Raw genomic sequence first — 22,915 nt, 5'->3', positions numbered from 1 at the left:
CGTTATGCAAAATAACTCGTTATCTACCAGTTCAGCTAACATTACGCGCTGCTTCTGGCTGTTTATCGTATTACTGCTCATCACCGTTGGGCTGTATGGCTACAACTATACCAATGCTTACCTGACAGAAAAAAAACACGCATTGAGCTATATTGCCACCGGTTTACAGCAACGTATCGATGATTATCGTTACCACACCTACCAGATATATGATTTTGCCAATAATCCGAATATCTCTGATAAAAATATTCTTTCTGCCCAAGAAGTGCGTCTGCGCCCTGATATTTACTATATTGAAAAACCGCGCAGAAAAACTGACGCCGTCATTTTTGGTAATCACGAACCTGCCACACTCGCCATGACCTTGCAGTTGTCAGATTATCTCGACAGCCATTGGGGAGCTCAGAATGATACCTACTCAATGTATTATCTGAACGGCCAGGACAATAGCCTAACCCTCATCACCACTCAGGCCTTAAAGGAAGTCACTTCGCGTTTTAAAGAAAGCTACCTGACTGCCGCCGCAGAGTCTCGGCGAGCAGAAATGCTACAACAGGCCAATACGCTAGATGAGCGTGAGAGTTTCTCTCCATTGCGGAAATTACGCTTCCAGAACGCCTACTATTTCACGATTCGAACCACCTTTAATCATCCCGGTCATCTGGCGACGGTCATTGCCTTTGATTTGCCGATTAATGACTTAATTCCGCCGAATATGGCGCGTTCGAACTTCCTGTTGCAACCGGATAAAACACCGATTAATGAGGGGATGGCACCGGAGGATACTGCCGCTGCCAGCGTGACACTCAATGGCTATTGGGTTGAAATTTCAGCGCCACTGGCCAACGCGTCGTTGAAAATTGTTTATCGTGTTCCGGTGACCGTGCTGGCCATTGATTTGCTGAGAAATAACTTCTGGCTAATCTTGTCCAATATATTGCTACTGGCTCTGGCTGTTTTGGGGATCTATTTTATTCGTCGCCAATTCGTTCGCCCAAGTACAGATATCCTTGATCAATTAGAAGCGCAAAAATCACTGAGTCAGGAAATTATTACCAGCTTGCCACAAGGGCTACTGGTTTATAATTTCAGTAGCAATGCGGTAGTCGCCAGTAATCAGATAGCCGATAACCTGATGCCTCACCTTAACCTGCAAAAAATTGCCCATATGGCAGAACAGCACCACGGGGTGATTCAGGGCACGGTGAATAATGAAGTTTACGAAATCAGGATGTTCCGCAGTAAGTTTTCGCCTGAAACCTATCTTTTCCTGCTCCATGACCAGGATAAAGAAGTTTTGGTCAATAAACGCCTACAACAGGCCAGACGTGAATACGACAAAAGCCTGCAAGCCCGTAAACTAATGCTCCATAACCTGGGTATTGAACTGAATCAACCCATTAATAACCTCAATCAAACGGCCAAAGAATTACAAAATACTACTGACCCGGCGTTGCAACATGAATTAGCGAGCAAACTGGCAGAACAATCTGAAAGTATCATTGAGCTGATTGATAATATTACCTTACTAACACGTTTAGAAACTCAGGATTGGCAACCAGAACAACATAGTTTCTCCCTGTCGGCATTAATTGATGGGCTGCTACTGGATGTGCTGCCAGCGATAAATCAGAAAGGGTTAACTCTGTTTAATCATTATCTTGTTGGCCTCGACCAAAATTACATTGGTGATGAAAAAGTATTGCGTAAAATACTTTCATTACTACTGCATTATTCTGTTATCACGACTGCTTACGGTAAGATAACGCTTAATGTGGATCATGAGCCTGGACACCCGGAACAACTGATTATTCAAATTACCGATACGGGTGTGGGCATTTCTGATGAAGAGATCAGTAATCTTAATTACCCTTTCCTCAGCCAAACATTGGCCGACAGATACAATCACAGTTCGGGGTTAACATTCTTTTTATGTAACCAATTATGTAAAAAATTAAACGGTCAATTAGAGATTCGTAGCAAAGTTGATATAGGTACTCGTTATACAATCCGGGTTACGATTGCTATCCAAAATGAGCAGGAGGAGGAACAAGAGAAATTATTGGATGGTGTCACGGTATTATTAGATATAACGTCAGAAGAAGTGCGTTCTATAATCACAACATTATTGAATTCATTTGGCGCTAACTGCATTATCGTCGATGACCGCTTGCCGGGCCGAGACTATGATGTGACAGTGACTGACAACCCACAACACTATGATAACTTTACTTTATTACTTGCATCTGACGAACCAGGAATGCAGCAGTTGCAGGATAATTATATTCGGGTAAATTATAATTTAGGAAGTGCAGTCATTGATGCAATATTATTATTAATCGAACAGCAGATTTCATCTGATGAACACATTGAAAAGCCTGAATCCATTGCTGCTGATGATATAAATGCTTACGAGCAACAACTAAAATCCAGTGACTATTATTCCTTATTTGTTGAGACAGTACCGGTAGATCTGAAGAAACTGTATACTGAACTTCAGCAACGTGATTTCATATCGCTTTCGCAGACCGCACATCGATTGAAAGGCGTATTTGCTATGTTGAATTTGCTTATCGGCAAACAACTGTGTGAAACATTAGAACAGCATATCGCAGATGGCGATCGGTTGAAGATCGAAAATAGCATCAGTCAAATTGATTCTTTCGTCACCAGACTGTTGCAGCAAGGTAACCCATAACCATGAACAACCTTAATGTAATTATTGCTGATGACCATCCAATTGTGTTGTTTGGCATCCGAAAGTCACTTGAACAAATTGAGTGGGTAAACGTTGTCGGGGAGTTTGAAGACTCCACAGCGCTTATTAACAACTTGTCTAAACTCGATGCCAACGTGCTAATTACTGACCTCTCCATGCCTGGAGATAAGTACGGTGATGGCATCACATTGATAAAATATATAAAACGACACTACCCAGATTTAGCCATAATAGTACTAACGATGAATAATAACCCTGCTATTCTTAGTTCAGTTTTGGACTTGGATATTGATGGGATTGTACTAAAACAAGGCGCGCCTGCTGATTTACCTAAGGCTTTGGCAGCATTACAGAAAGGGAAAAAATTCACCCCTGAAAGTGTGGCTAAGCTGTTGGAGAAAATCAGCGCTAATGGTTACGGTGACAAACGTTTATCACCGAAAGAAAGTGAAGTTTTACGGTTATTTGCTGAAGGTTTCCTGGTAACTGAAATTGCCAGAAAACTAAATCGCAGCATCAAAACCATCAGTAGCCAGAAGAAGTCGGCGATGCTGAAACTGGGCGTGGATAATGATATTGCCCTGTTAAACTACCTCTCCTCTGTCACTATTGGCCAAGACAAAGAATAATTTCTGTTCCCCAACCCGGCATTGCTCAGCAGCGCCGGGTTTATTATCCCCTTCATATTTGAAACTACAGCTTCAAGCTCAACACCATAAGCCAAAGTAATTGGAGTTGCAGGTAGGCAGCAAACGAGCAAATCCCAATGAGCTTACTTATTTTAAGGTCAATGGCTAGTAAGTGATTTGGGTGAGCGAGTGTAGCTAACAACCCTGCAGCTTCAAGTACAAAGGCTTTAGCGGGTTTTTCGCACCTTATCGCCATAATATCGCAACATCTGGCGCAAAGTATCCAATGTTACCGGCTTAGATAAACAGTTATCCATACCCGCTTCAATACAGCGCTGCTTGCCTTCGGCCAAGGCATTAGCCGTAACACCAATTACCGGGAAATTATGATTCAGTTCTCGCAGGCGATGAGTCAGGCGATAACCATCCATATTCGGCATATTCACGTCAGTTAGCACAATATCGACACTATTTGTATTCAACACCGCCAGAGCATCCAGCCCATCATTAGCCGTAATGACCCGATAACCTAAAGCTGTCAATTGATCAGCCAACAACCGCCGGTTGATAGGATGGTCATCCACCACCAGAATGTGCAGATCTGCATTCTCATCCAGATTAGTTTTCGGTGCAGGCAACGCCAGTGGTGTGTCCTCAACAACTCGCTGATCCAACAATATGTGATCCAATAATGGGATAATTTCCAGCAATGTGGATGTGCTAAGCAACCAATAACCTGGACGAGTCTCTTGTGGTAAACCAATATGTTCAATGGATAGCTGAATCCATGTTGATAATGGCGCGTTTATTTGTGGTAAATAATCACAGATAAGCACTTGATCCTGCAATGTTTGCTCATTGCTATAGCGTTGGATAGTCGCACCAAAGTGACTTAACAGATCGAGTAAATAGCTCTCAAGACGAGCATTACGGATATCCAGCCACAGTATTTTCCCTTGCCAGCGCTCACTCTTCGGCAAGACTGCATTTTGGACATGATGTTGAACTCCTTTCAGATACAAAGGAATACGAATGGCAAAAATGCTGCCCATCCCCAGCTCTGAAATCACTTCAACATCGCCGTCCATCAGGTTGACCAATTTCTCACAAATTGCCAACCCTAACCCGGTTCCTTGGAAATGGCGCTGTACCCCCGTTCCCACCTGGAAGAACGGATCAAATAGCTGATTTATCTCACGTGAATTTATCCCCACACCGGTATCGCGCACGCGGAACTCCAGGTAATAGCCACGGACCCTTACCTGCAAAATGATGCAACCGGTGTCAGTAAATTTAATCGCGTTATTAAGTAAGTTAGAGATAACTTGTTGTAGGCGAACCGCATCACCCAACATCAGCCGTGGAACATCAGCTTCAATAAAGCAGTAAAGGCCCAAACGCTTTTTCACCACCAGCGGTAAATAGTTCGCCGTGATATGTGTTATCACCTCTACAGTGGAAAACTCACTTGGCTCAATTTTCAGTTGCTCGGACTCTATTTTGGAGAAGTCGAGAATATCACTGATAATTTTGAGCAATAACCCTGACGAGTTGTTCATCGCCGTCACCAGACGCTCAACACCGTGAGGTAATTCTTTGGTTTGCAATAAATCGAGGTTACCAATAATGCCATACAGCGGAGTGCGCAGCTCATGACTAACCGTTGCCAAAAACATCGATTTTGATTGGCTGGCCTGCTCCGCCGCTGCCGCCATTTCCTGCAATGACTCTTCCATTTTTACGCGTGAACTGACATCTACCAGCACACAAATCGCTACATCTTCATTACGGTAGCGGGAGTGAACGAAGCTGATTTGTAGATTGTTGTTATTACTGGTCATCACATCGACAAAATTCGCCTGTTGCTCACAAATAATGCGCGTAATACGTTCACGATCCTCATTGGTCAGCAAGTTAATATAGTTATGTGCTAATTCGTTACTGAGGATATTGGTGCCGTCACTGATCCGCAGAATGGAAATACCCACCGGAGCAGAGGCCACAATTTTACGGTTAAATTGCTCATGTTCTTCCAAGCGCAAAGCATTATCTTCAGCCGGATGGAACATTTTTCGCTCAAACAACCAGGCCAGGGTAAATATGACCACCGCAGAAAGAGCATTCAGCAACAAAGCATTAAAAATTAATAACTTGAATATCTCTATTATGGTTTTGACCGGCAAGGAATAGGCAATACTTAGGGGGGACGGCAGTAAATTCTTTTTCAGCAAAAGATAATTATAATCGTCCACATAGCCAAAGTAAGAGGGAGTATCTGGGTAGTCATCCAACATCGAAGCATCGCGTTCACCCGTTGCCAGACGTAATACTGGCTCATTATTTTGATCCAGCAAAGTCACGCCAATGGGCAACGGGCCGGAGGAGATAAAATCTTCCAGACGAATAGTCTGTTCCGTGCCAACTAATGCTTCTAACTTATTCCCCACATAAAGTGGGCTAAGCACATATAAGGTGCCTATTTCAGGACGCACGCCGGGGACTACCCAATATAGCGGGCTGTCTTTATCCTGATTATTGGCCTCACGATACCGTGCAATATGTTCACTCAGCGACTTAAGTAAGCTTTCTTGCTCCATCGGAACATTGCGAATATCGAAGTCCACCATGCACATGGTGTCACTGCCAATAAAAAATATCCGATTAAGATCATAGGCGGCAGCGAAGTTCTCTTTCCAATACAAAATAAGATTACTGAGAGAATCTAATGATGAATGGCGAGACGAATTAAGTGTGGCGCAATCAGCTGCTGAATTGAGTGGGTAATATTTGGGCGTGGCTTTATTTTTGATAAAAGCGCCCGAAGCAATGTCACTGCTCGCAGTATTGTGATTAAGCCTGTTTTCCGACATATATTTGATATCACGAATAATGTCGGAAGAGTGCCTAATGTAGTTCTGCGCCTGCTCAAAGTTAGTATTATATTCCTGACGAATATCTGATTTTTTCTCGTTAAGAATGTTCAGGATATAAAAAGTGGTCAGCAGTGCGCCAAGTGACCATAACATGACCGCCAATACCCGAAATAGGTAACGGGAGATTTTCAGCGTCGTGCGAAATGAAGAAAGATATTTCAATCTGATTCCATGATGAAAGCATCGCCGGGCAGGCTGCGTAATAACAGAATACACTACCCATGACTCATTAAAAAGTCAGCATAAAAAAGCCAGCTCGTAAGCTGGCTCCTATTTCATTTACGCATTATGCGTTGTCATCGTCTTCTGCTTCGCCAGCAGCATCTTCATCTTCTGGTGCATTCAGTGCAGCATCTTCCTCGCTGCCCTCTTCACCTTCTAATGATTCACCCTCAAGGATGTCATCATCCTCTTCCGGCTCAGCTACACGTTGCAGGCCAACGACATGCTCGTCTTCAGCGGTACGGATAAGTGTCACACCCTGGGTATTACGCCCCACAACACTCACCTCTGATACGCGGGTACGTACCAGCGTACCGGCATCGGTGATCATCATGATTTGGTCAGTCGGCGCGACTTGTACCGCCCCAACAACCTTACCATTACGTTCACTAACTTTAATGGAGATAACCCCCTGAGTCGCACGGGACTTGGTTGGATATTCTTCCACTGCGGTACGTTTACCGTAACCGTTTTCAGTCACAGTCAGGATTTCGCCATCGCCACGAGGGATGATAAGAGAAATAACCCGATCGTCGCCATTGAGGTTGATACCGCGTACACCGGTCGCGGTACGGCCCATCGAACGGACCTGCGATTCAGGGAAGCGAACCACTTTACCCAATGCAGAGAACAGCATGACTTCGTTAGTGCCATCGGTCAGATCGACACCAATCAGTTCATCGCCTTCATTCAGATTGACGGCAATAATACCGGCACTGCGTGGACGGCTAAACTCGGTCAGTGCGGTTTTCTTCACGGTGCCGCTAGCGGTAGCCATAAAGATGTGACGACCTTCTTCGTATTCCCGCACCGGCAGGATGGCGGTGATACGCTCATTTGGCTCCAGCGGCAACAAGTTGACGATCGGACGACCACGCGCGCCACGACTGGCTTCCGGCAACTGATAGACCTTCATCCAATAGAGACGGCCACGGCTGGAGAAGCATAAAATAGTATCGTGGGTGTTGGCGACCAGCAGGCGATCAATGAAGTCTTCTTCTTTGATACGCGCAGCCGATTTACCTTTACCACCACGACGCTGAGCTTCGTAATCAGACAGAGGTTGGTATTTGACATAGCCCTGATGGGACAATGTCACAACCACATCTTCCTGATTAATCAGATCTTCAATATTGATGTCAGAGGTATTCGCCGTGATTTCAGTCCGACGCGCGTCATTATATTGCTCTTTAATAGCAACTAACTCTTCGCGGATAACTTCCATCAAGCGCTCTGGATTTTCCAGAATAAAGATCAGCTCGGCAATGACGGTCAGTAGCTCTTTATACTCATCCAGCAGTTTTTCATGCTCCAGGCCGGTCAGTTTCTGCAAGCGCAGATCCAAAATCGCCTGAGCTTGCTGCTCGGTGAGATAATATTTGCCGTCACGGATACCGAACTCAGCTTCCAACCATTCAGGGCGGGCAGCATCACCACCGGCACGTTCCAACATGGCTGCAACGTTGCCTAACTCCCATGGGCTGGCAATCAAGCCGGCTTTCGCTTCAGCAGGTGTTGCTGCACGGCGGATCAACTCGATAATCGGATCGATGTTAGCCAGTGCAATAGCCAGCGCTTCAAGGATATGTGCGCGGTCACGTGCTTTACGCAGTTCAAAAATGGTACGGCGAGTCACCACTTCACGGCGGTGACGCACGAAAGCAACTAAAATGTCTTTCAGGTTAAGTAATTTAGGCTGCCCTTGAGACAGAGCCACCATATTGATACCGAAAGTCACCTGCAATTGCGTCAGAGAGTAGAGGTTGTTCAGAACCACTTCCCCGACAGCATCACGTTTGATTTCAATCACGATACGCATGCCGTCTTTATCAGACTCATCACGCAACGCACTGATGCCTTCTACGCGTTTTTCTTTAACCAGCTCGGCGATTTTTTCTATCAACCGCGCCTTGTTCACCTGATACGGGATCTCGTGAACAATAATGGTTTCGCGACCGGTTTTAGCGTCAGCCTCAACTTCAGCACGGGCACGGATATACACCTTGCCACGGCCAGTACGATAAGCTTCTTCAATACCACGGCGACCATTGATAATCGCAGCAGTTGGGAAATCTGGCCCCGGGATGTACTCCATCAACCCTTCAATGGTGATGTTTTCATCTTCGATATAGGCCAGACAGCCATCAATAACCTCAGAAAGGTTATGCGGCGGAATATTGGTTGCCATACCGACAGCAATACCTGACGAGCCGTTAACCAGCAAGTTAGGGATTCGGGTTGGCATTACGGCAGGAATTTGCTCCGTACCGTCATAGTTCGGCACGAAGTCGACGGTATCTTTTTCTAAGTCCGCCAACAATTCGTGAGCAATTTTAGACATACGGATTTCGGTATAACGCATCGCTGCGGCGGAGTCGCCATCAACGGAACCGAAGTTGCCCTGCCCATCCACCAGCATATAGCGCAGTGAGAACGGCTGGGCCATACGCACAATTGTGTCGTAGACCGCGCTGTCACCATGCGGGTGATATTTACCGATAACGTCCCCGACTACACGGGCCGATTTTTTGTATGGCTTATTCCAGTCATTACCCAGTACATTCATCGCAAACAGTACGCGACGGTGCACCGGTTTCAGTCCATCCCGGACATCTGGTAACGCACGTCCGACAATAACGGACATCGCATAATCCAGATAGGAGCTTTTCAGCTCTTCCTCGATGTTGACCGGTGTTATTTCTCTGGCAAGGTCGCTCATTGAGCCGCTATCCCTCTACTAATTACCGGATTTAAAGGTACGAAACTATATCACAAATCGCAGATTTTGGCGAAACTGCATGATGTTTGTCGAAACGAGTTATGTATAATCCGCGCAAAGAAGCAAAACAGTGAGAACTCTATCATGTGCGCAGATGTCACCGCCCTTAATCAGAACGTCGATGAACAAGAAATCGCCAAATTTGAGGCAGTTGCCTCCCGCTGGTGGGATTTGGAAGGTGAATTTAAGCCGCTCCATCGTATTAACCCGCTGCGCCTTGATTACATTTTGCAGCGCGCTGGCGGTATTTTCGAGAAGAAAGTGCTGGATGTCGGTTGCGGTGGTGGCATTTTAGCTGAAAGCATGGCGCGTGAAGGTGCGCAGGTTACCGGGTTGGATATGGGTTACGAGCCGCTACAAGTGGCTCGATTACATGCACTGGAAACCGGCACCAAGCTTGATTATGTTCAGGAAACAGTCGAAAGCCACGCGCAAAAACACCCGCAGTATTACGATGTTGTGACCTGTATGGAGATGCTCGAGCACGTCCCTGACCCTGCATCGGTTATTCGCGCCTGCGCACAACTGGTCAAACCCGGCGGTCACGTTTTCTTTTCGACCATTAATCGCAATACCAAATCATGGCTGATGGCCGTGGTTGGTGCGGAATATGTCTTGAAGATGGTACCGAAAGGCACCCATGATGCGAAAAAGTTTATCCGCCCGTCAGAACTGATTAGTTGGGTGGACCAAACCCCACTGCGCGAACGCCATATTATTGGATTGCATTACAATCCGATAACAGACCATTTCAAGCTGGGCCGTAATGTTGATGTGAATTATATGGTGCACACTCAACGGGATGAAGCATAAAGCGCAGATTATTACTGTCAGAGAGCCAGTCACTTGATTGCTCTCTGATGGAGCAAATTGCCCTTAATGTATCCATTTTTTGTGTCTTCGCGCACCATTTTGTCGCTTTATGCCGCGTCAATCAGAAAATTAGGCAGAAAGCGTCTTTTTGAACAATAAAAGCGATAAGTTATGCTGTTTTTTTCTAATGTTTAATAAACCGGCAAACGATCATGATTTTAAGATTTTCGGTAAAATCTTATCCCCCAGAGTGTCGGGCAGCAAGCCCCAGTAATGACGCAGCCTGTGAGCCTTTCGTAACAATTCACCCCCAAGTTATCCACACAATTTAGCGATCTTGTTCACTTGCCAAAAGTCTCAATACTCACTATCTTGTTATCTATCCACCACCCACCCCCTATATATTGTGTTTACATACTGAACAATACACTACGACCTCAGTGATTATCTTAATCATGGAGTGCGTAAATTTGTGCTGTATAGACACTGAGTAAGGGGAACAAAGGTCACGAACACATGAACCAAAGCCTACTTGTTACTAAACGCGATGGCAGTAAAGAACGCATCAATCTGGATAAAATCCACCGGGTCATCGACTGGGCCGCGGAAGGTTTACATAACGTCTCAGTATCTCAAGTAGAATTGCGTTCACACATTCAGTTTTATGATGGCATCAAAACCGCCGATATCCACGAAACCATCATCAAAGCTGCCGCAGATTTGATCTCACGCGATGCACCAGATTACCAATATCTGGCCGCACGTCTGGCTATCTTCCATCTGCGCAAAAAAGCCTATGGCCAGTTTGAACCGCCAAAATTATTCGCCCATGTGACGAAAATGGTGGAGATGGGTAAATACGATAAACATCTGCTGGAAGATTACACCGCAGAAGAGTTCGAACAGATGGACACTTTCATCGACCATTGGCGCGATATGAACTTCTCCTATGCTGCTGTTAAGCAGTTGGAAGGCAAATATTTGGTGCAAAACCGCGTCAGCGGCGAGATCTATGAAAGTGCCCAATTCCTGTACATTCTGGTTTCCGCCTGCTTGTTCTCTAACTACCCGCGCGAAACCCGCATGGATTACATCAAGCGTTTCTATGATGCTATCTCTACCTTTAAGATCTCATTGCCAACGCCAATTATGTCCGGCGTCCGTACCCCGACCCGCCAGTTCAGTTCTTGCGTGTTGATCGAGTGTGGTGACAGCCTGGATTCCATCAATGCCACTTCCAGCGCCATTGTGAAATATGTGTCACAACGCGCCGGTATCGGCATCAATGCGGGCCGTATTCGTGCTCTGGGTAGCCCAATTCGCGGCGGTGAAGCTTTCCATACCGGTTGTATTCCGTTCTATAAACACTTCCAAACTGCGGTGAAATCCTGTTCGCAGGGGGGGGTACGTGGTGGTGCAGCCACGCTGTTCTACCCGATGTGGCATTTGGAAGTTGAAAGCCTGCTGGTGCTGAAAAACAACCGTGGGGTGGAAGGCAACCGCGTCCGCCATATGGATTACGGCGTGCAAATCAACAAGCTGATGTATCAGCGCTTGCTGAAAGGTGAAGATATCACCCTGTTCAGCCCATCCGATGTTCCAGGGTTGTATGACGCGTTCTTCGCCGATCAAGACGAATTTGAGCGCCTTTATACTCAATACGAACAAGATGACAGCATCCGTAAACAACGAGTCAAAGCGGTTGAGTTATTCTCTTTGATGATGCAAGAACGTGCTTCTACTGGTCGTATCTATATTCAGAACGTAGATCACTGCAACACCCACAGCCCGTTTGACCCGAAAATTGCGCCGGTGCGCCAGTCAAACCTGTGTCTGGAAATTGCTTTGCCAACCAAGCCGTTAAATGACATTAACGACGAAAATGGTGAAATCGCGCTCTGTACCTTGTCGGCGTTCAACTTAGGTGCCATTGATAGCCTTGATGATTTAGAAGACTTGGCAGTGCTGGCTGTACGCGCGCTGGATGCATTGCTGGATTATCAAGATTACCCGATTGCCGCAGCAAAACGCGGTGCTATGGGTCGCCGTACCTTGGGTATCGGTGTGATTAACTTTGCCTATTATCTGGCGAAGAATGGCGTTCGTTATTCCGATGGCAGCGCCAACAATCTGACTCACCGCACCTTTGAAGCTATTCAGTACTATTTGCTGAAAGCCTCAAATGCGCTGGCCCGTGAACAAGGTGCTTGCCAGTGGTTCAACGAAACCACCTATTCACAGGGTATTTTGCCGATTGATACCTATAAGAAAGATTTGGATACCATCAGTGACGAACCTTTGCATTACGATTGGGAAACGCTGCGTAAGGATATTCAAACTCACGGCCTGCGTAACTCCACGCTGTCAGCACTGATGCCTTCCGAGACATCTTCGCAGATCTCCAATGCCACCAATGGTATTGAACCACCACGCGGCTATGTCAGTATCAAAGCTTCGAAAGATGGTATCCTGCGTCAGGTTGTCCCTGAGTATGAACGCTTGAAAGATGCTTATGAACTGCTGTGGGATATGCCAAATAACGATGGTTATCTGCAACTGGTTGGTTTGATGCAGAAATTCGTCGACCAGGCGATTTCAGCTAACACCAATTATGACCCAACCCGCTTCCCGTCAGGCAAAGTGCCGATGAAGCAGTTGCTGAAAGATTTGCTCACCACCTACAAATTTGGCGTAAAAACCCTTTACTATCAAAACACCCGCGATGGTGCTGATGATGTGCAGGAAGATATCCAAAGTCAGCCGGGTGATGACGACTGTGAAGGCGGTGCATGTAAGATCTGATTTTGAGTTCAGGCCCTCCCGATGATCCCACAAGGGGTCATCACGGGCCTATCTTCATTTGCCCTTTGCTGTCCCTGAGGAAATCATGGCCTATACCACTTTTTCGCAAAATAAAAACAATCAGTTACTCGAACCGATGTTCTTTGGTCAATCCGTCAACGTGGCACGTTTCGACCAACAAAAGCACGCTATTTTCGAAAAACTGATTGAGAAACAACTCTCGTTTTTCTGGCGTCCAGAAGAAATTGATGTTTCCCGCGATCGTATCGATTACAACGCCCTGCCAGATCACGAAAAACACATTTTTATCAGTAACCTGAAATACCAAACGTTGCTGGACTCCATTCAGGGCCGCAGCCCTAACGTCGCCCTGTTGCCGCTTATCTCTATTCCTGAGCTGGAAACCTGGGTTGAAACCTGGTCATTTTCAGAAACCATTCACTCACGTTCTTACACTCATATCATCCGTAATATCGTTAACGATCCGTCGATTGTTTTTGATGATATCGTGACCAACGAAGAGATCCTCAAACGCGCAAAAGATATCTCAGCCTATTATGATGATTTGATTGAGATGACCAGTTACTACCATCTGCTGGGGGAAGGCACCCATCAGGTGAACGGTAAAACCGTCGTGGTGAATCTGCGTGAGCTGAAAAAGCAGCTTTATCTGTGTTTGATGAGTGTGAATGCGCTGGAAGCCATCCGTTTCTACGTCAGCTTCGCCTGCTCCTTTGCCTTTGCCGAGCGCGAACTGATGGAAGGTAACGCCAAAATCATCAAAATGATTGCCCGCGACGAAGCCCTGCATCTGACCGGTACCCAACATATTCTGAATCTGATGCGCAGTGGCGAAGACGACCCGGAAATGGCTGAAATTGCTGAAGAATGTCAGCAACAATGCTATGACCTGTTTGTTCTGGCCGCACAACAAGAGAAAGAGTGGGCAGAGTATCTGTTCCGTGACGGCTCTATGATTGGCCTGAACAAAGAAATCCTGTGCCAATATGTGGAATATATTACCAATATCCGCATGCAAGCCGTGGGTCTGGGCATACCATTCAATACCCGCACCAACCCCATTCCGTGGATCAACTCTTGGTTAGTGTCTGATAACGTACAAGTTGCGCCGCAGGAAGTTGAAGTCAGTTCTTATCTGGTCGGTCAGATTGATTCAGAAGTCAGTGCTGATGACCTGAGTGATTTCGAGCTGTAATCCATGAAATCTATTGTGACGTTGAGCACCACCGGTGCTCGACTTAACCGCCCCGCTAACAGCCGTAACTTGCTAGAAACGCTTGAATATCATCAGGTAGCCATCGAATACCAATGTCGCTCTGGCTATTGTGGCTCCTGCCGCCTGCGCTTGCTGAAAGGCGAGGTCTGCTATCAACAGCAGCCGCTGGCATTTATCCAGACTGGCGAGATCCTGCCCTGTTGTTGTCAGCCAAAGGGCGATATTGAAATCGAGCTTTAAGCAGATAGATAAATCAGCCAATCGGATTTCACCTATAATCAGCCTGTTGAATAGATGATATTTTTGCATCTGGAATTAAAATCATAGGGACAAAAGATGAAAAAACTGTCAATCGCCATAACCAGCCTATTAATGGCCGCCTCTGCCAGTACTATTGCCGCTACCGAGCCGCCACTTAATCAACAACAGCCGTTAGAGAAGATTGCGCCTTATCCTCAAGCTGAAAAAGGCATGAGCCGCCAAGTCATTTTCCTCGAGCCACAAGAAGACGAAAGCCGCTTCAAAGTTGAATTGCTGATCGGTAAAACCATTGAAGTTGACTGCAACCGCCATATGCTCGGTGGCAATCTGGAAACCAGAACCTTGTCTGGCTGGGGCTTTGACTATTTGGTGATGGATAAAATCTCCGAACCTGCCTCAACCATGATGGCTTGCCCGGATAACACCCGCCGCCCACAATTTATCGCCGCCAATCTGGGTGATGCTGCTATGCAGCGCTATAACAGCCGCTTGCCAATTGTGGTTTATGTACCACAGGGCGTTGATGTGAAATACCGGATTTGGGAAGCAGGAAAAGACGTTAGAAGTGCGCAGGCGAAGTAATTTACATCTCCATATTCTGCATTAACCTTGTCAAAATACCCATTCAACTGAGTGGGTATCTGAATTCTATAGTCAATCGCTGGCATATGATTAATAATTGCTCGCCGTTAGAATATGAGAAACAAACTGGGGCAGTTTAGGTTGTGGATAGATGCCTTCGTATGCTCGGGTCGCGCCATCAAAATCAGGTATAATATTAACCAGTTGAGTAATATTATCTGGTACAAATGGGGCATTCGCCAGCATCGGTTCAGTGTCAGCAAAAATAAAATCCTGAGCATCAAGTTGCTCAATATCCAATCCATCCAGATACATTAAGCTGATACTTTTACCCTTCGGGCCAAACTCAATATCTACACCTTGAACAAGAGCCAATCCATTAATAATCATCGCATTTCTTTTCGTTACAGATAACTCAGTGAAATTACGAATGCCGACAGCACTTAAATCAATTTTATCAATACCATGCCTAAATCCACGAACGGTATTGCGATAATCCGATTGTTCCTCTTGGGGAACCACGACAAAAGTACTGGGTTCTGTATTCTCCCGCTGATAGACAGTCCCCGACAATGAAGCCACCATTTTACCCTGAGCATTGGTGCGTAAAGAGATACCTCCTCCGCCGCCATTCAGCAAAATATCGGTTGCCTTACGTACGGGGTTATCCATTGATTTGCTGCTATCAACATAGTGGGCAGGCGCGGTAAAGGTATCCTGAAAGTTAAAATGATGGGCCTGCAATGCGGCAACCTGTTGGCCTCCGATAGTTATTATTTGACCATCAGCTAGTTTGATCTGAACATCACCCTGCCGTTGTTTTAACCGTAATTCGCTGAATCCTTTTTCCGCAAAGCCAACTAAGTTAATGACCTCACGTTTGTCTGCCTCAAAGTTAATAATACGGTCATGCCCCTGTGGGCGTTTACGCACCACAAATATCTCTTTGCCCGCGCCTCCTTCCAGGGTATTTCTACCTCGCCCACCATCAAGCAAACTATTATTCCGGCCTGCGGTTAAAACATCGTTACCATCACCACTCACTATATTATGAATCGTTTGCGGGGAGTTAATCGTCAGAGTTGTCCCGCCAAGGTTTGCCTCTCCAGTCACTAAATTGATCTTCACCGCGCCTGACATAGCCGCAGCATTCAACGTATTTCGGCCACCGGCCACACCATTAATTGCATCATTTAAGATGGCTCGTGTAGGTTGCTCTGCAACCTGAGCGGCAAACTCATCAGTATAAAAATAGACATCATCAGCGCCAGTTTTGTGACCAAAGAGTCGTAGTGACCAGCGATTGAGCTTGATGGGTAAACCCTCTTTGGCATCTTTAACTACCAATTTCCACTGGCCGGTAGAATCTTCTCCACGAGAATGTGTCGACATAAAGGTATAGTTAAATTCACCGGATAGTGCGCTGCCCATATCGGTATCGTTGACCGCTGGTTTTTTCCCGGCCCGAACTAACAAAATACTCTCGCTGCCACCCGGCGAAATTAGTTTCACCGTCAAATCGCCCAACCGCCCCACAGCAGCACTGACATCAACCTCTACCTGTTCAACATTCAAGCCACTTGTCATAGTAATCGATGAGGTATCAACGTCCCCAGCATACAGCCGTTTCCACATAGCGTAATAATGACTTTTTTCCAAACTTTGTTGATTAGCATCGGTATTTTTACTCATCCAACTTTCTGCCAAACGCACTGCCGCCCGTGCATCGACCATACCAAAACCATAATCATGGCTTACCTGCATCCCGCCGCCATTCCAATTTTTGGCATTATTAATGCGCCACTGGGTGGCCGGATCATTCACCTTACGAGCCGACAAGGCGAGGATCTGTTGAGCATCGCGATAGCCCAGATTCGGATTGGCTTGCAGCATCAGTGCGGCAATACCGGAGACCATCGGCGCGGCAAAACTGGTACCTTGTTCGGTGCTGTATTCACTACCAAAGACCGCCCCGCGCTCCGTTTCTAACTCAACACTACTCGAGAGCACATGGTTACCGGGGGCTGAAACTAATAAACTGGCTCCGGGATTGGAGAAAGGTAATGTCCGCGTTTTTAAGATGGACAAATCATCTGCCCCATTAATTGCGCCGACCTGAATAGCAAAACGACTATGACTCATCAGCGAGCCTTGCGTGCTGCCCCCCTGTTCGCGTTGATTCCCGCCCGCAGTCACAATAACGGTGCCTAATCCCCCACGGCCATTGGCCGCCGCATAATGTAGTGTCGTGTTGAGGAGGTTTGGTAGATTAAGCGCCCCACCGGCGGTATGGCTCAGCGCAAAATCAGGTTGGGAACTCCAGCTATGGTTAACCACATCATAGCTGGACATTTTACCCAGAGTGGTCATATCCGCACCATTATTGCTCAGGTAATGGCCGCCCAAGGTCGCATCATAAGCCACCCCTACCCCACCGACACCATTTCTGGTGGCGGCCATCACCCCAGCAACCATAGTGGCATGATTGGAAACATCGGTGGGTAGTGTACCCGCGCTGTTTTGTGTTGCCAGCCAGATGGGGTCAACATTGGCAGCTAAATCAGGGTGTTGAATATCGAAAATCTCTGGCCCAGTGGCAAATGGCCCACCAGGTTCAAATTGCCCTATTCTTATGCCTTTACCGGTATAATCCTGCCATACAGGTATCACATTGATATCATTTAAATAAATTTGTTTGGCAACAAAAGGATCGTGGGGAATATCTGGTGTTAATAGCGTCACCGTCCCCCTCATTCCTGCCGACTCCCCCGTGGACAAATCAACCACAGAAATCGCCGGATCGCCGCTGCCACTCTTCACCTCATATTTAAAACTCATTACTCCAGTGAATGTGCTATCAGGTGTAAATATGACGTCCTTTTGAGCGTTAAGCTTGACCGTGCCCCCCACTGCATCGCCGACCGCAGATAGGTAGCCAGGTGTTCCGTCATTAAACTGTAAATCATTGGCGAGCAAGCTGGCTGCGGGAATGCGCTGCGCCCAGCGCCGATGAAGGGTTCTGCCTGGTTGACTCAACGACAATACATCATCGACTGGAATAATATTATTGGTATTTAGATCTACCGCGGAGATATCGGCAAAATTCAATTTTTGAATATTTTTCAGTGTCAGAGTGCCATCACGACCTGCCACTTTATCCCTTATCTGAAAGCCGCTATCAGTGCGAGTAATGGTGTAATCCGCATAGCTGCCATGCAATGTCACCAGATTGATCCCCCCGCCACCATCAATCTGTGCATCGCCGTGTCCCGCTTCAATAACATCATGACCTTCATTGCCGTAAATCCTGTCCGCACCACCACCGGCATAGATAATACTGCCTTGCTCTGAGGCATAAATGGTATCGCCCTGTGATCCTGCATAAATAACCGCTTTGCCACTACCACCAACAATCAGGTTTTTTCCACTGCCACCGACCAGTACATCATTGCCGCCCCCGCCCACCAAGGTGGTATTCCCGCTGCCCGCTTTAATAAACACACTGTTATTGCCGCCACTGACAATAATATCGTCGCCATCCCCCCCTTGAGCCAGAGTGATACCACTGCGCGCCATATTCAGCGCCACGCCTTTTTTACCGACAATCAGCACCGTATCGCGCCCGCCACTGCCTTTAATATTGTTCGTGTCATCACTGGCGCTGATAACAAATACATCGTCGCCAGTCTTGCCCATATAAGTATTACTGCCACCACGGCCGACTAACCAACTACCCTTGGCGCTGGCCATTAAAAAATCATCCCCATGACCGCCATAAATATTATTAACTTTCAGCCGGTCGGCCGATAGCACACTGCTGTTATCCGTGAGTTGAACATAAGCGGTGGTGGTGACCTCGCCGCTGTCAGAACGAATAAATGCGCCGCTGGCATCACGTTTAGTAATGGTATTACTCACCGGCGAACTGGCGAAATTCACCGCCAGCACTTCGCGTCTGCGGCCTCTGATGGAGAAAAAAGCTCGCGCCACTATCCGATTGCCGTGACTATCCTGTTCTTCGACCGCACTGGCGTTGACTTTAATTTGCGTAATCCGCCAGTCATCCAGCGTTTTCAGTTCACCGGCGTCGACCTTGCCGTTATGGGAAACATCCTGCCAAATACGCAATTTGTGCCAGACAGGATCATATCTATCAATCGCGCCATTGCCATCGGCATCCTCACTGGCCAGCGCGGCAAAACCATCCCGATAGCGTTTTTCCCCCGGCTGACCATTAATACCGGCGCTACCGCCGTAATATTCCGAATACATCTGGCTGATATTGTCAATTTTCCCACTGTCATTATCCAGCACCAGCATGCCTGTATCCGGCCCCGTCCAGCCGGTGCGCTTTAAGCTGCCACTGTTATCGGTATCAAACAGCACGCCATCTTCAATGCCGGTCATACTCACGCCCTGACCACTCAAATCCAGCAGCAGTGGGTCAACATAGGTATTGACGGTGGTTTGCGCCGACAGGCCATTGAGGGTGGCGGCATCAAATAAGCCGCTTTCCGGCAGTATGTAACTGGGTCGTTCCAGATAATAATCCGATAAATAACGGCTGGGCTGCACATTGGGGTCGAGTTGCACTTCCCCCGGGCGAATACCGCCCGATGCCAACCCCCCCATCTGCACCGAGGTAAAATCGGTGTTATCTAAAGTGCCATCACTAAAGGAGAAGCTGTGGGTGGGTTTATTCACCAGATAGCCGTTAGTGACATCGTGCCGCGCCTGATCTTCATCGGCAATACGCTGCACCGCTTGGGGGGTTGGGCTGATATTGATATCAAAATTGCATATCTCGCTTGAAAACAGTGCCGCTTCTTCTTCGGTGCTAAAGAGTTGGCGGGTGCTGCTTTTGGCTAACGCCCAATAGCCTGAGAGCGAATCGACTCTGTCAAACCATTCGCGCGAGGATGCCCGAATATCATCAGGGGCCACTTTCACAGACAACGCCATTTTTTGGTAGGTATCCACAGAAAGCATTAATTCTGCTTTGGGATTATCCGCCGCATTCAGCACCCACTGCCAATAAGCAGGCCGAATTTTAGGCTCGATAGCCTTAAATACCGGATCCAGCGTCCAGGCCTTGGAGGGTAATTCATGTTTCCCAAAAACATCATTATGAAATAATGCTGCTTGTTTATGATCGATATCACCATAGATAATTCCTGTGGGGCTTGCGTCCAGCCTCTTTTGCTGGGTATTAAGATAGCCATGCGCCATATCATAGCGGATATTATTAAGCTGTGACGCTGTCATCGGTTGATTGTGGCTGGCGGCCACGCTCTCCAAATAGTGAATAGCCATGGCACCGGCGATCGAATCCCCTTTCGCTACACCATTCGCCAACCTGGCATAACGATCGCCTTTGCTGGCTAAAAAGTCATACATTGGGCTGGGATCCTTACTCTCCTGATGAGCGGCCAATAACTCTCTGGCGCAGGCCAGATCGGCGGCATTCAGTTGTAATTCTCCTGCATTGCTATTTTGCTGTAACATAATTATCTTCCTTAACGTTTAATATGCGATAAAAGAAACTGCTGGGTACTGCTTACAATGGCTCTCCATTGTGGTAATTTTTCCACGGTAAAAGTAATCTCAACCAGTGAGCCTATTTCTGGCATCACAAAATAAGATTCACATCGGTAATATTTTTTTTTCAATGGTAGCCAAGCACAGTCAAATACCACCGGCACTTGCCCATTAACTTCTGACCAATAATAACCATTAACATCCTCATCAAACCAATAAGGCCAATCAGGGGCATTTTTATCCGGTGGCTTACCTCGGTTTAGTTTTTCAGTTGCCTCGACAAAAAACAGCCCTAAATTTTCAATATAAACAACCGGATCAAATACTTTATTCTTATCTTTCCTAAGGTAAGCATCGCGCATAAAGGCAACATCGGTATCGGATCGTCTAAATGGTCTGACACTGATTGTTAGCCCCTCAAACCTCAATATCTGCTCATACCACAGATTCTGATCGCCGGGTTTCATATCCGGCCAGCTGGTTATCATCGGCAATACCACAAAGTTGGCATCACAACCTTTTTTATTATAAATAAAATTGGGATCCCAGGCGCTGGCCCCCTCATACTCTGCCCAGTAAATAATATAGCTATCCGGTACTTCCATCACATGACCATTAAATTTACCGCAAACAAAACCGGGGCGATTATCAGCGAAGGTTAGCGGCGATATAATCAACAACATGATTTTAAATAAAAAAATTAAAGCTCCAATAATAAATTTATTCATTAACACCATCCCTATATCAATTCATTCCTATAGCAATATTAAATTAATTTCTTATATAATATGTGAAAATAGTTGTCTATTGTTAACGCCACTAAATTGAAAATAACGTGAATATAAAAATAAAACAAGAGATGGAAGTGAAATCAAAAACAAATAACAATCAGAAAAACAGGCTAATAAATAATATGAGCTTAATAAAAAAGGCGCTATTTTAAAACTGCGCCTTTATATTCTTATTAGAAGTTATCGACTAACTACAAAATCTCAACCACTTCCAGCCAACCGTGCTGACCACAAATCGGGCTGCCTTTTAACCAGCGGCGCAACATATCTAAAGCCAACATGGCACTGCTTTCCTGACGAATGCGCAAACCATGTCGGCTGGCCTGGTAACGCACCGTCTGAGCAAAAGTTCCCTCAGGGGTATGCAGTGCAACACTCAGACAATCATGTTGCATGGCCCCTACCGCCAGCACCATTTGCGCACCACACAGCATCGATAATGACTGAGCGCGGCCCGCCACCTCGGCTAATGACTCCTGACAATGGGCCGGTAGCAACTCGCCCCCAGCCAAGGGTGCCGCGGCGCTTTGTAATTGCCAGTGCAGCAAGCCAGCGGTAAATTGTTCGCTAACTGCCAACAATAATCCACGGTGGGTCAATTGCTCACTCAACAATGCCGGTAAACCGCGCGTGCCTTCGAATATCGTGCTATCACCCGCCACTGCCCTGACCTGTTGCCAAACCTCTTCCATCGCCGCTTGTTGCGACGCTGGCCCGGTGAGTTTCAGCTCAATAATAGGTGCAGATGAACGATAACCAAGCACCGCGCCGTCCGGAAGCGGTAGTGAGTCCAATTCGAGTGCCAAATCACTTTCTGAGCGACCAAAGGTGGTCATGCGCAGACACAATGGTGGCTCTGCCACATCAAAATGTTGACGTAAGCGCGGCATAATCTGCTGTTCAACCATCACTTTAAATTCTGACGGTACACCAGGTGTGAAAAACATCAGGCACTTATTGAGCCGTAAAGCGAAACCGCAGGCAGTTCCAACCGGGTTATCCAACATTTCCGCATTCGCCGGAATATGGGCTTGTTTACGGTTAGTCGATGACATCTCGCGGCCGCGCTCTTGAAAGAAAGCCTCCATCCGCGCAATCCATTCTGGATGCTCAATCAGTTCCGTCCCGGCAGCACGCGCCGCTGCCAACGCGCTCAAGTCATCACTGGTCGGCCCAAGGCCGCCATTAACAATCAGCACATCAGCCACCTGACTCCGCTCCGTCAGCACCTCAATAAGAGCGGAAAGTGAATCCCCGACGGTTTCCCGACTGCTGATTGGCAATCCCTGATTAAATAAATAATCTGCCAACCATGCCGCGTTGGTATCAATAATCTGCCCATGCAGCACTTCATCCCCGGTACTCAACATCTCAACTCTGATCATTTTCTTCTCCGTTGGCGCTTATACATTCACTTTATGAAGCTCCCTGCCTAAACACAATCGTTATCCATTATCAGAATGAATAACAATGGCAAAAGCCTCTATTTCAGCACCCTGAACACTGTAATTATAAGTTTACACATTGCGTAACGCCGATTTGACACAAATGGACCGATCTACTACCCTGCTGCACTCAATAATTTCAATAAATTGTCATGTAGTAGAGG

The 22,915-nt window shown here is 46.7% G+C and carries 12 protein-coding genes; 7 read left to right on the top strand and 5 right to left on the bottom strand.

Annotated elements, in window-relative coordinates; all coding sequences use genetic code 11:
* Positions 1-4: 4 nt before the first annotated feature.
* Positions 5-2,698, top strand: a complete 2,694-nt coding sequence (rcsD, locus tag QSV56_RS01095) for a phosphotransferase RcsD (protein ID WP_076707331.1) — start codon at positions 5-7, stop codon at positions 2,696-2,698.
* A 2-nt stretch (positions 2,699-2,700) separates the two neighbouring features.
* Positions 2,701-3,348: a response regulator transcription factor RcsB gene (gene rcsB / locus QSV56_RS01090; RefSeq protein WP_004389433.1), complete on the top strand. Its 648-nt coding sequence runs from the start codon at positions 2,701-2,703 to the stop codon at positions 3,346-3,348.
* 227 nt (positions 3,349-3,575) lie between these two features.
* On the opposite strand, the gene rcsC is transcribed toward rcsB, so the two are convergent.
* Positions 3,576-6,443: a two-component system sensor histidine kinase RcsC gene (gene rcsC, locus QSV56_RS01085; protein ID WP_076707330.1), complete on the bottom strand. Its 2,868-nt coding sequence runs from the start codon at positions 6,441-6,443 to the stop codon at positions 3,576-3,578.
* Positions 6,444-6,567: 124 nt separating this feature from the next.
* A complete protein-coding gene (gyrA, locus tag QSV56_RS01080) occupies positions 6,568-9,222 on the bottom strand; it encodes a DNA topoisomerase (ATP-hydrolyzing) subunit A (RefSeq protein WP_076707329.1) in 2,655 nt (884 codons plus the stop codon).
* Positions 9,223-9,366: 144 nt separating this feature from the next.
* Here gyrA and ubiG point away from each other — a divergent pair, with 144 nt between their 5' ends.
* The 5 genes from ubiG to eco all read left to right on the top strand — a co-directional run bounded on the left by ubiG (position 9,367) and on the right by eco (position 14,977).
* Positions 9,367-10,095, top strand: a complete 729-nt coding sequence (gene ubiG, locus QSV56_RS01075; RefSeq protein WP_301210291.1) for a bifunctional 2-polyprenyl-6-hydroxyphenol methylase/3-demethylubiquinol 3-O-methyltransferase UbiG — start codon at positions 9,367-9,369, stop codon at positions 10,093-10,095.
* A 516-nt stretch (positions 10,096-10,611) separates the two neighbouring features.
* A complete protein-coding gene (gene nrdA, locus QSV56_RS01070) occupies positions 10,612-12,897 on the top strand; it encodes a class 1a ribonucleoside-diphosphate reductase subunit alpha (protein ID WP_019082046.1) in 2,286 nt (761 codons plus the stop codon).
* A gap of 85 nt (positions 12,898-12,982) precedes the next feature.
* A complete protein-coding gene (gene nrdB, locus QSV56_RS01065; RefSeq protein ID WP_011815971.1) occupies positions 12,983-14,113 on the top strand; it encodes a class Ia ribonucleoside-diphosphate reductase subunit beta in 1,131 nt (376 codons plus the stop codon).
* Between the two features lie 3 nt (positions 14,114-14,116).
* On the top strand, positions 14,117-14,374 hold the full coding sequence (gene yfaE, locus QSV56_RS01060) for a class I ribonucleotide reductase maintenance protein YfaE (RefSeq protein WP_019083527.1): 258 nt from the start codon (positions 14,117-14,119) through the stop codon (positions 14,372-14,374).
* A 96-nt stretch (positions 14,375-14,470) separates the two neighbouring features.
* Positions 14,471-14,977, top strand: a complete 507-nt coding sequence (gene eco / locus QSV56_RS01055) for a serine protease inhibitor ecotin (protein WP_050122509.1) — start codon at positions 14,471-14,473, stop codon at positions 14,975-14,977.
* 90 nt (positions 14,978-15,067) lie between these two features.
* On the opposite strand, the gene QSV56_RS01050 is transcribed toward eco, so the two are convergent.
* From QSV56_RS01050 to QSV56_RS01040, 3 genes are all read right to left on the bottom strand, one after another.
* Positions 15,068-20,482, bottom strand: a complete 5,415-nt coding sequence (locus QSV56_RS01050) for a S8 family serine peptidase (RefSeq protein ID WP_046694811.1) — start codon at positions 20,480-20,482, stop codon at positions 15,068-15,070.
* A gap of 11 nt (positions 20,483-20,493) precedes the next feature.
* On the bottom strand, positions 20,494-21,243 hold the full coding sequence (locus QSV56_RS01045; protein WP_046694810.1) for a hypothetical protein: 750 nt from the start codon (positions 21,241-21,243) through the stop codon (positions 20,494-20,496).
* A 254-nt stretch (positions 21,244-21,497) separates the two neighbouring features.
* On the bottom strand, positions 21,498-22,691 hold the full coding sequence (locus QSV56_RS01040; protein WP_046050589.1) for a nicotinamide mononucleotide deamidase-related protein YfaY: 1,194 nt from the start codon (positions 22,689-22,691) through the stop codon (positions 21,498-21,500).
* Positions 22,692-22,915 lie beyond the last annotated feature (224 nt).

Source organism: Yersinia sp. 22-579, from assembly GCF_030433455.1.
Lineage (GTDB): Bacteria > Pseudomonadota > Gammaproteobacteria > Enterobacterales > Enterobacteriaceae > Yersinia > Yersinia enterocolitica.
The sequence above is the reverse complement of the archived record's forward strand: the minus strand, read 5'-3'. Positions and strand labels throughout refer to the sequence as shown.

What these genes read in the sequence shown, in the direction of transcription:
- rcsD (WP_076707331.1), top strand. Translation starts at nt 5, where the DNA reads ATGCAAAATAACTCGTTATCTACCAGTTCAGCTAACATTACGCGCTGC.
- rcsB (WP_004389433.1), top strand. Translation starts at nt 2,701, where the DNA reads ATGAACAACCTTAATGTAATTATTGCTGATGACCATCCAATTGTGTTG.
- gyrA (WP_076707329.1), bottom strand. Translation starts at nt 9,222, where the DNA reads ATGAGCGACCTTGCCAGAGAAATAACACCGGTCAACATCGAGGAAGAG.
- ubiG (WP_301210291.1), top strand. Translation starts at nt 9,367, where the DNA reads ATGTGCGCAGATGTCACCGCCCTTAATCAGAACGTCGATGAACAAGAA.
- nrdA (WP_019082046.1), top strand. Translation starts at nt 10,612, where the DNA reads ATGAACCAAAGCCTACTTGTTACTAAACGCGATGGCAGTAAAGAACGC.
- nrdB (WP_011815971.1), top strand. Translation starts at nt 12,983, where the DNA reads ATGGCCTATACCACTTTTTCGCAAAATAAAAACAATCAGTTACTCGAA.
- yfaE (WP_019083527.1), top strand. Translation starts at nt 14,117, where the DNA reads ATGAAATCTATTGTGACGTTGAGCACCACCGGTGCTCGACTTAACCGC.
- eco (WP_050122509.1), top strand. Translation starts at nt 14,471, where the DNA reads ATGAAAAAACTGTCAATCGCCATAACCAGCCTATTAATGGCCGCCTCT.
- QSV56_RS01050 (WP_046694811.1), bottom strand. Translation starts at nt 20,482, where the DNA reads ATGTTACAGCAAAATAGCAATGCAGGAGAATTACAACTGAATGCCGCC.
- QSV56_RS01045 (WP_046694810.1), bottom strand. Translation starts at nt 21,243, where the DNA reads ATGAATAAATTTATTATTGGAGCTTTAATTTTTTTATTTAAAATCATG.
- QSV56_RS01040 (WP_046050589.1), bottom strand. Translation starts at nt 22,691, where the DNA reads ATGATCAGAGTTGAGATGTTGAGTACCGGGGATGAAGTGCTGCATGGG.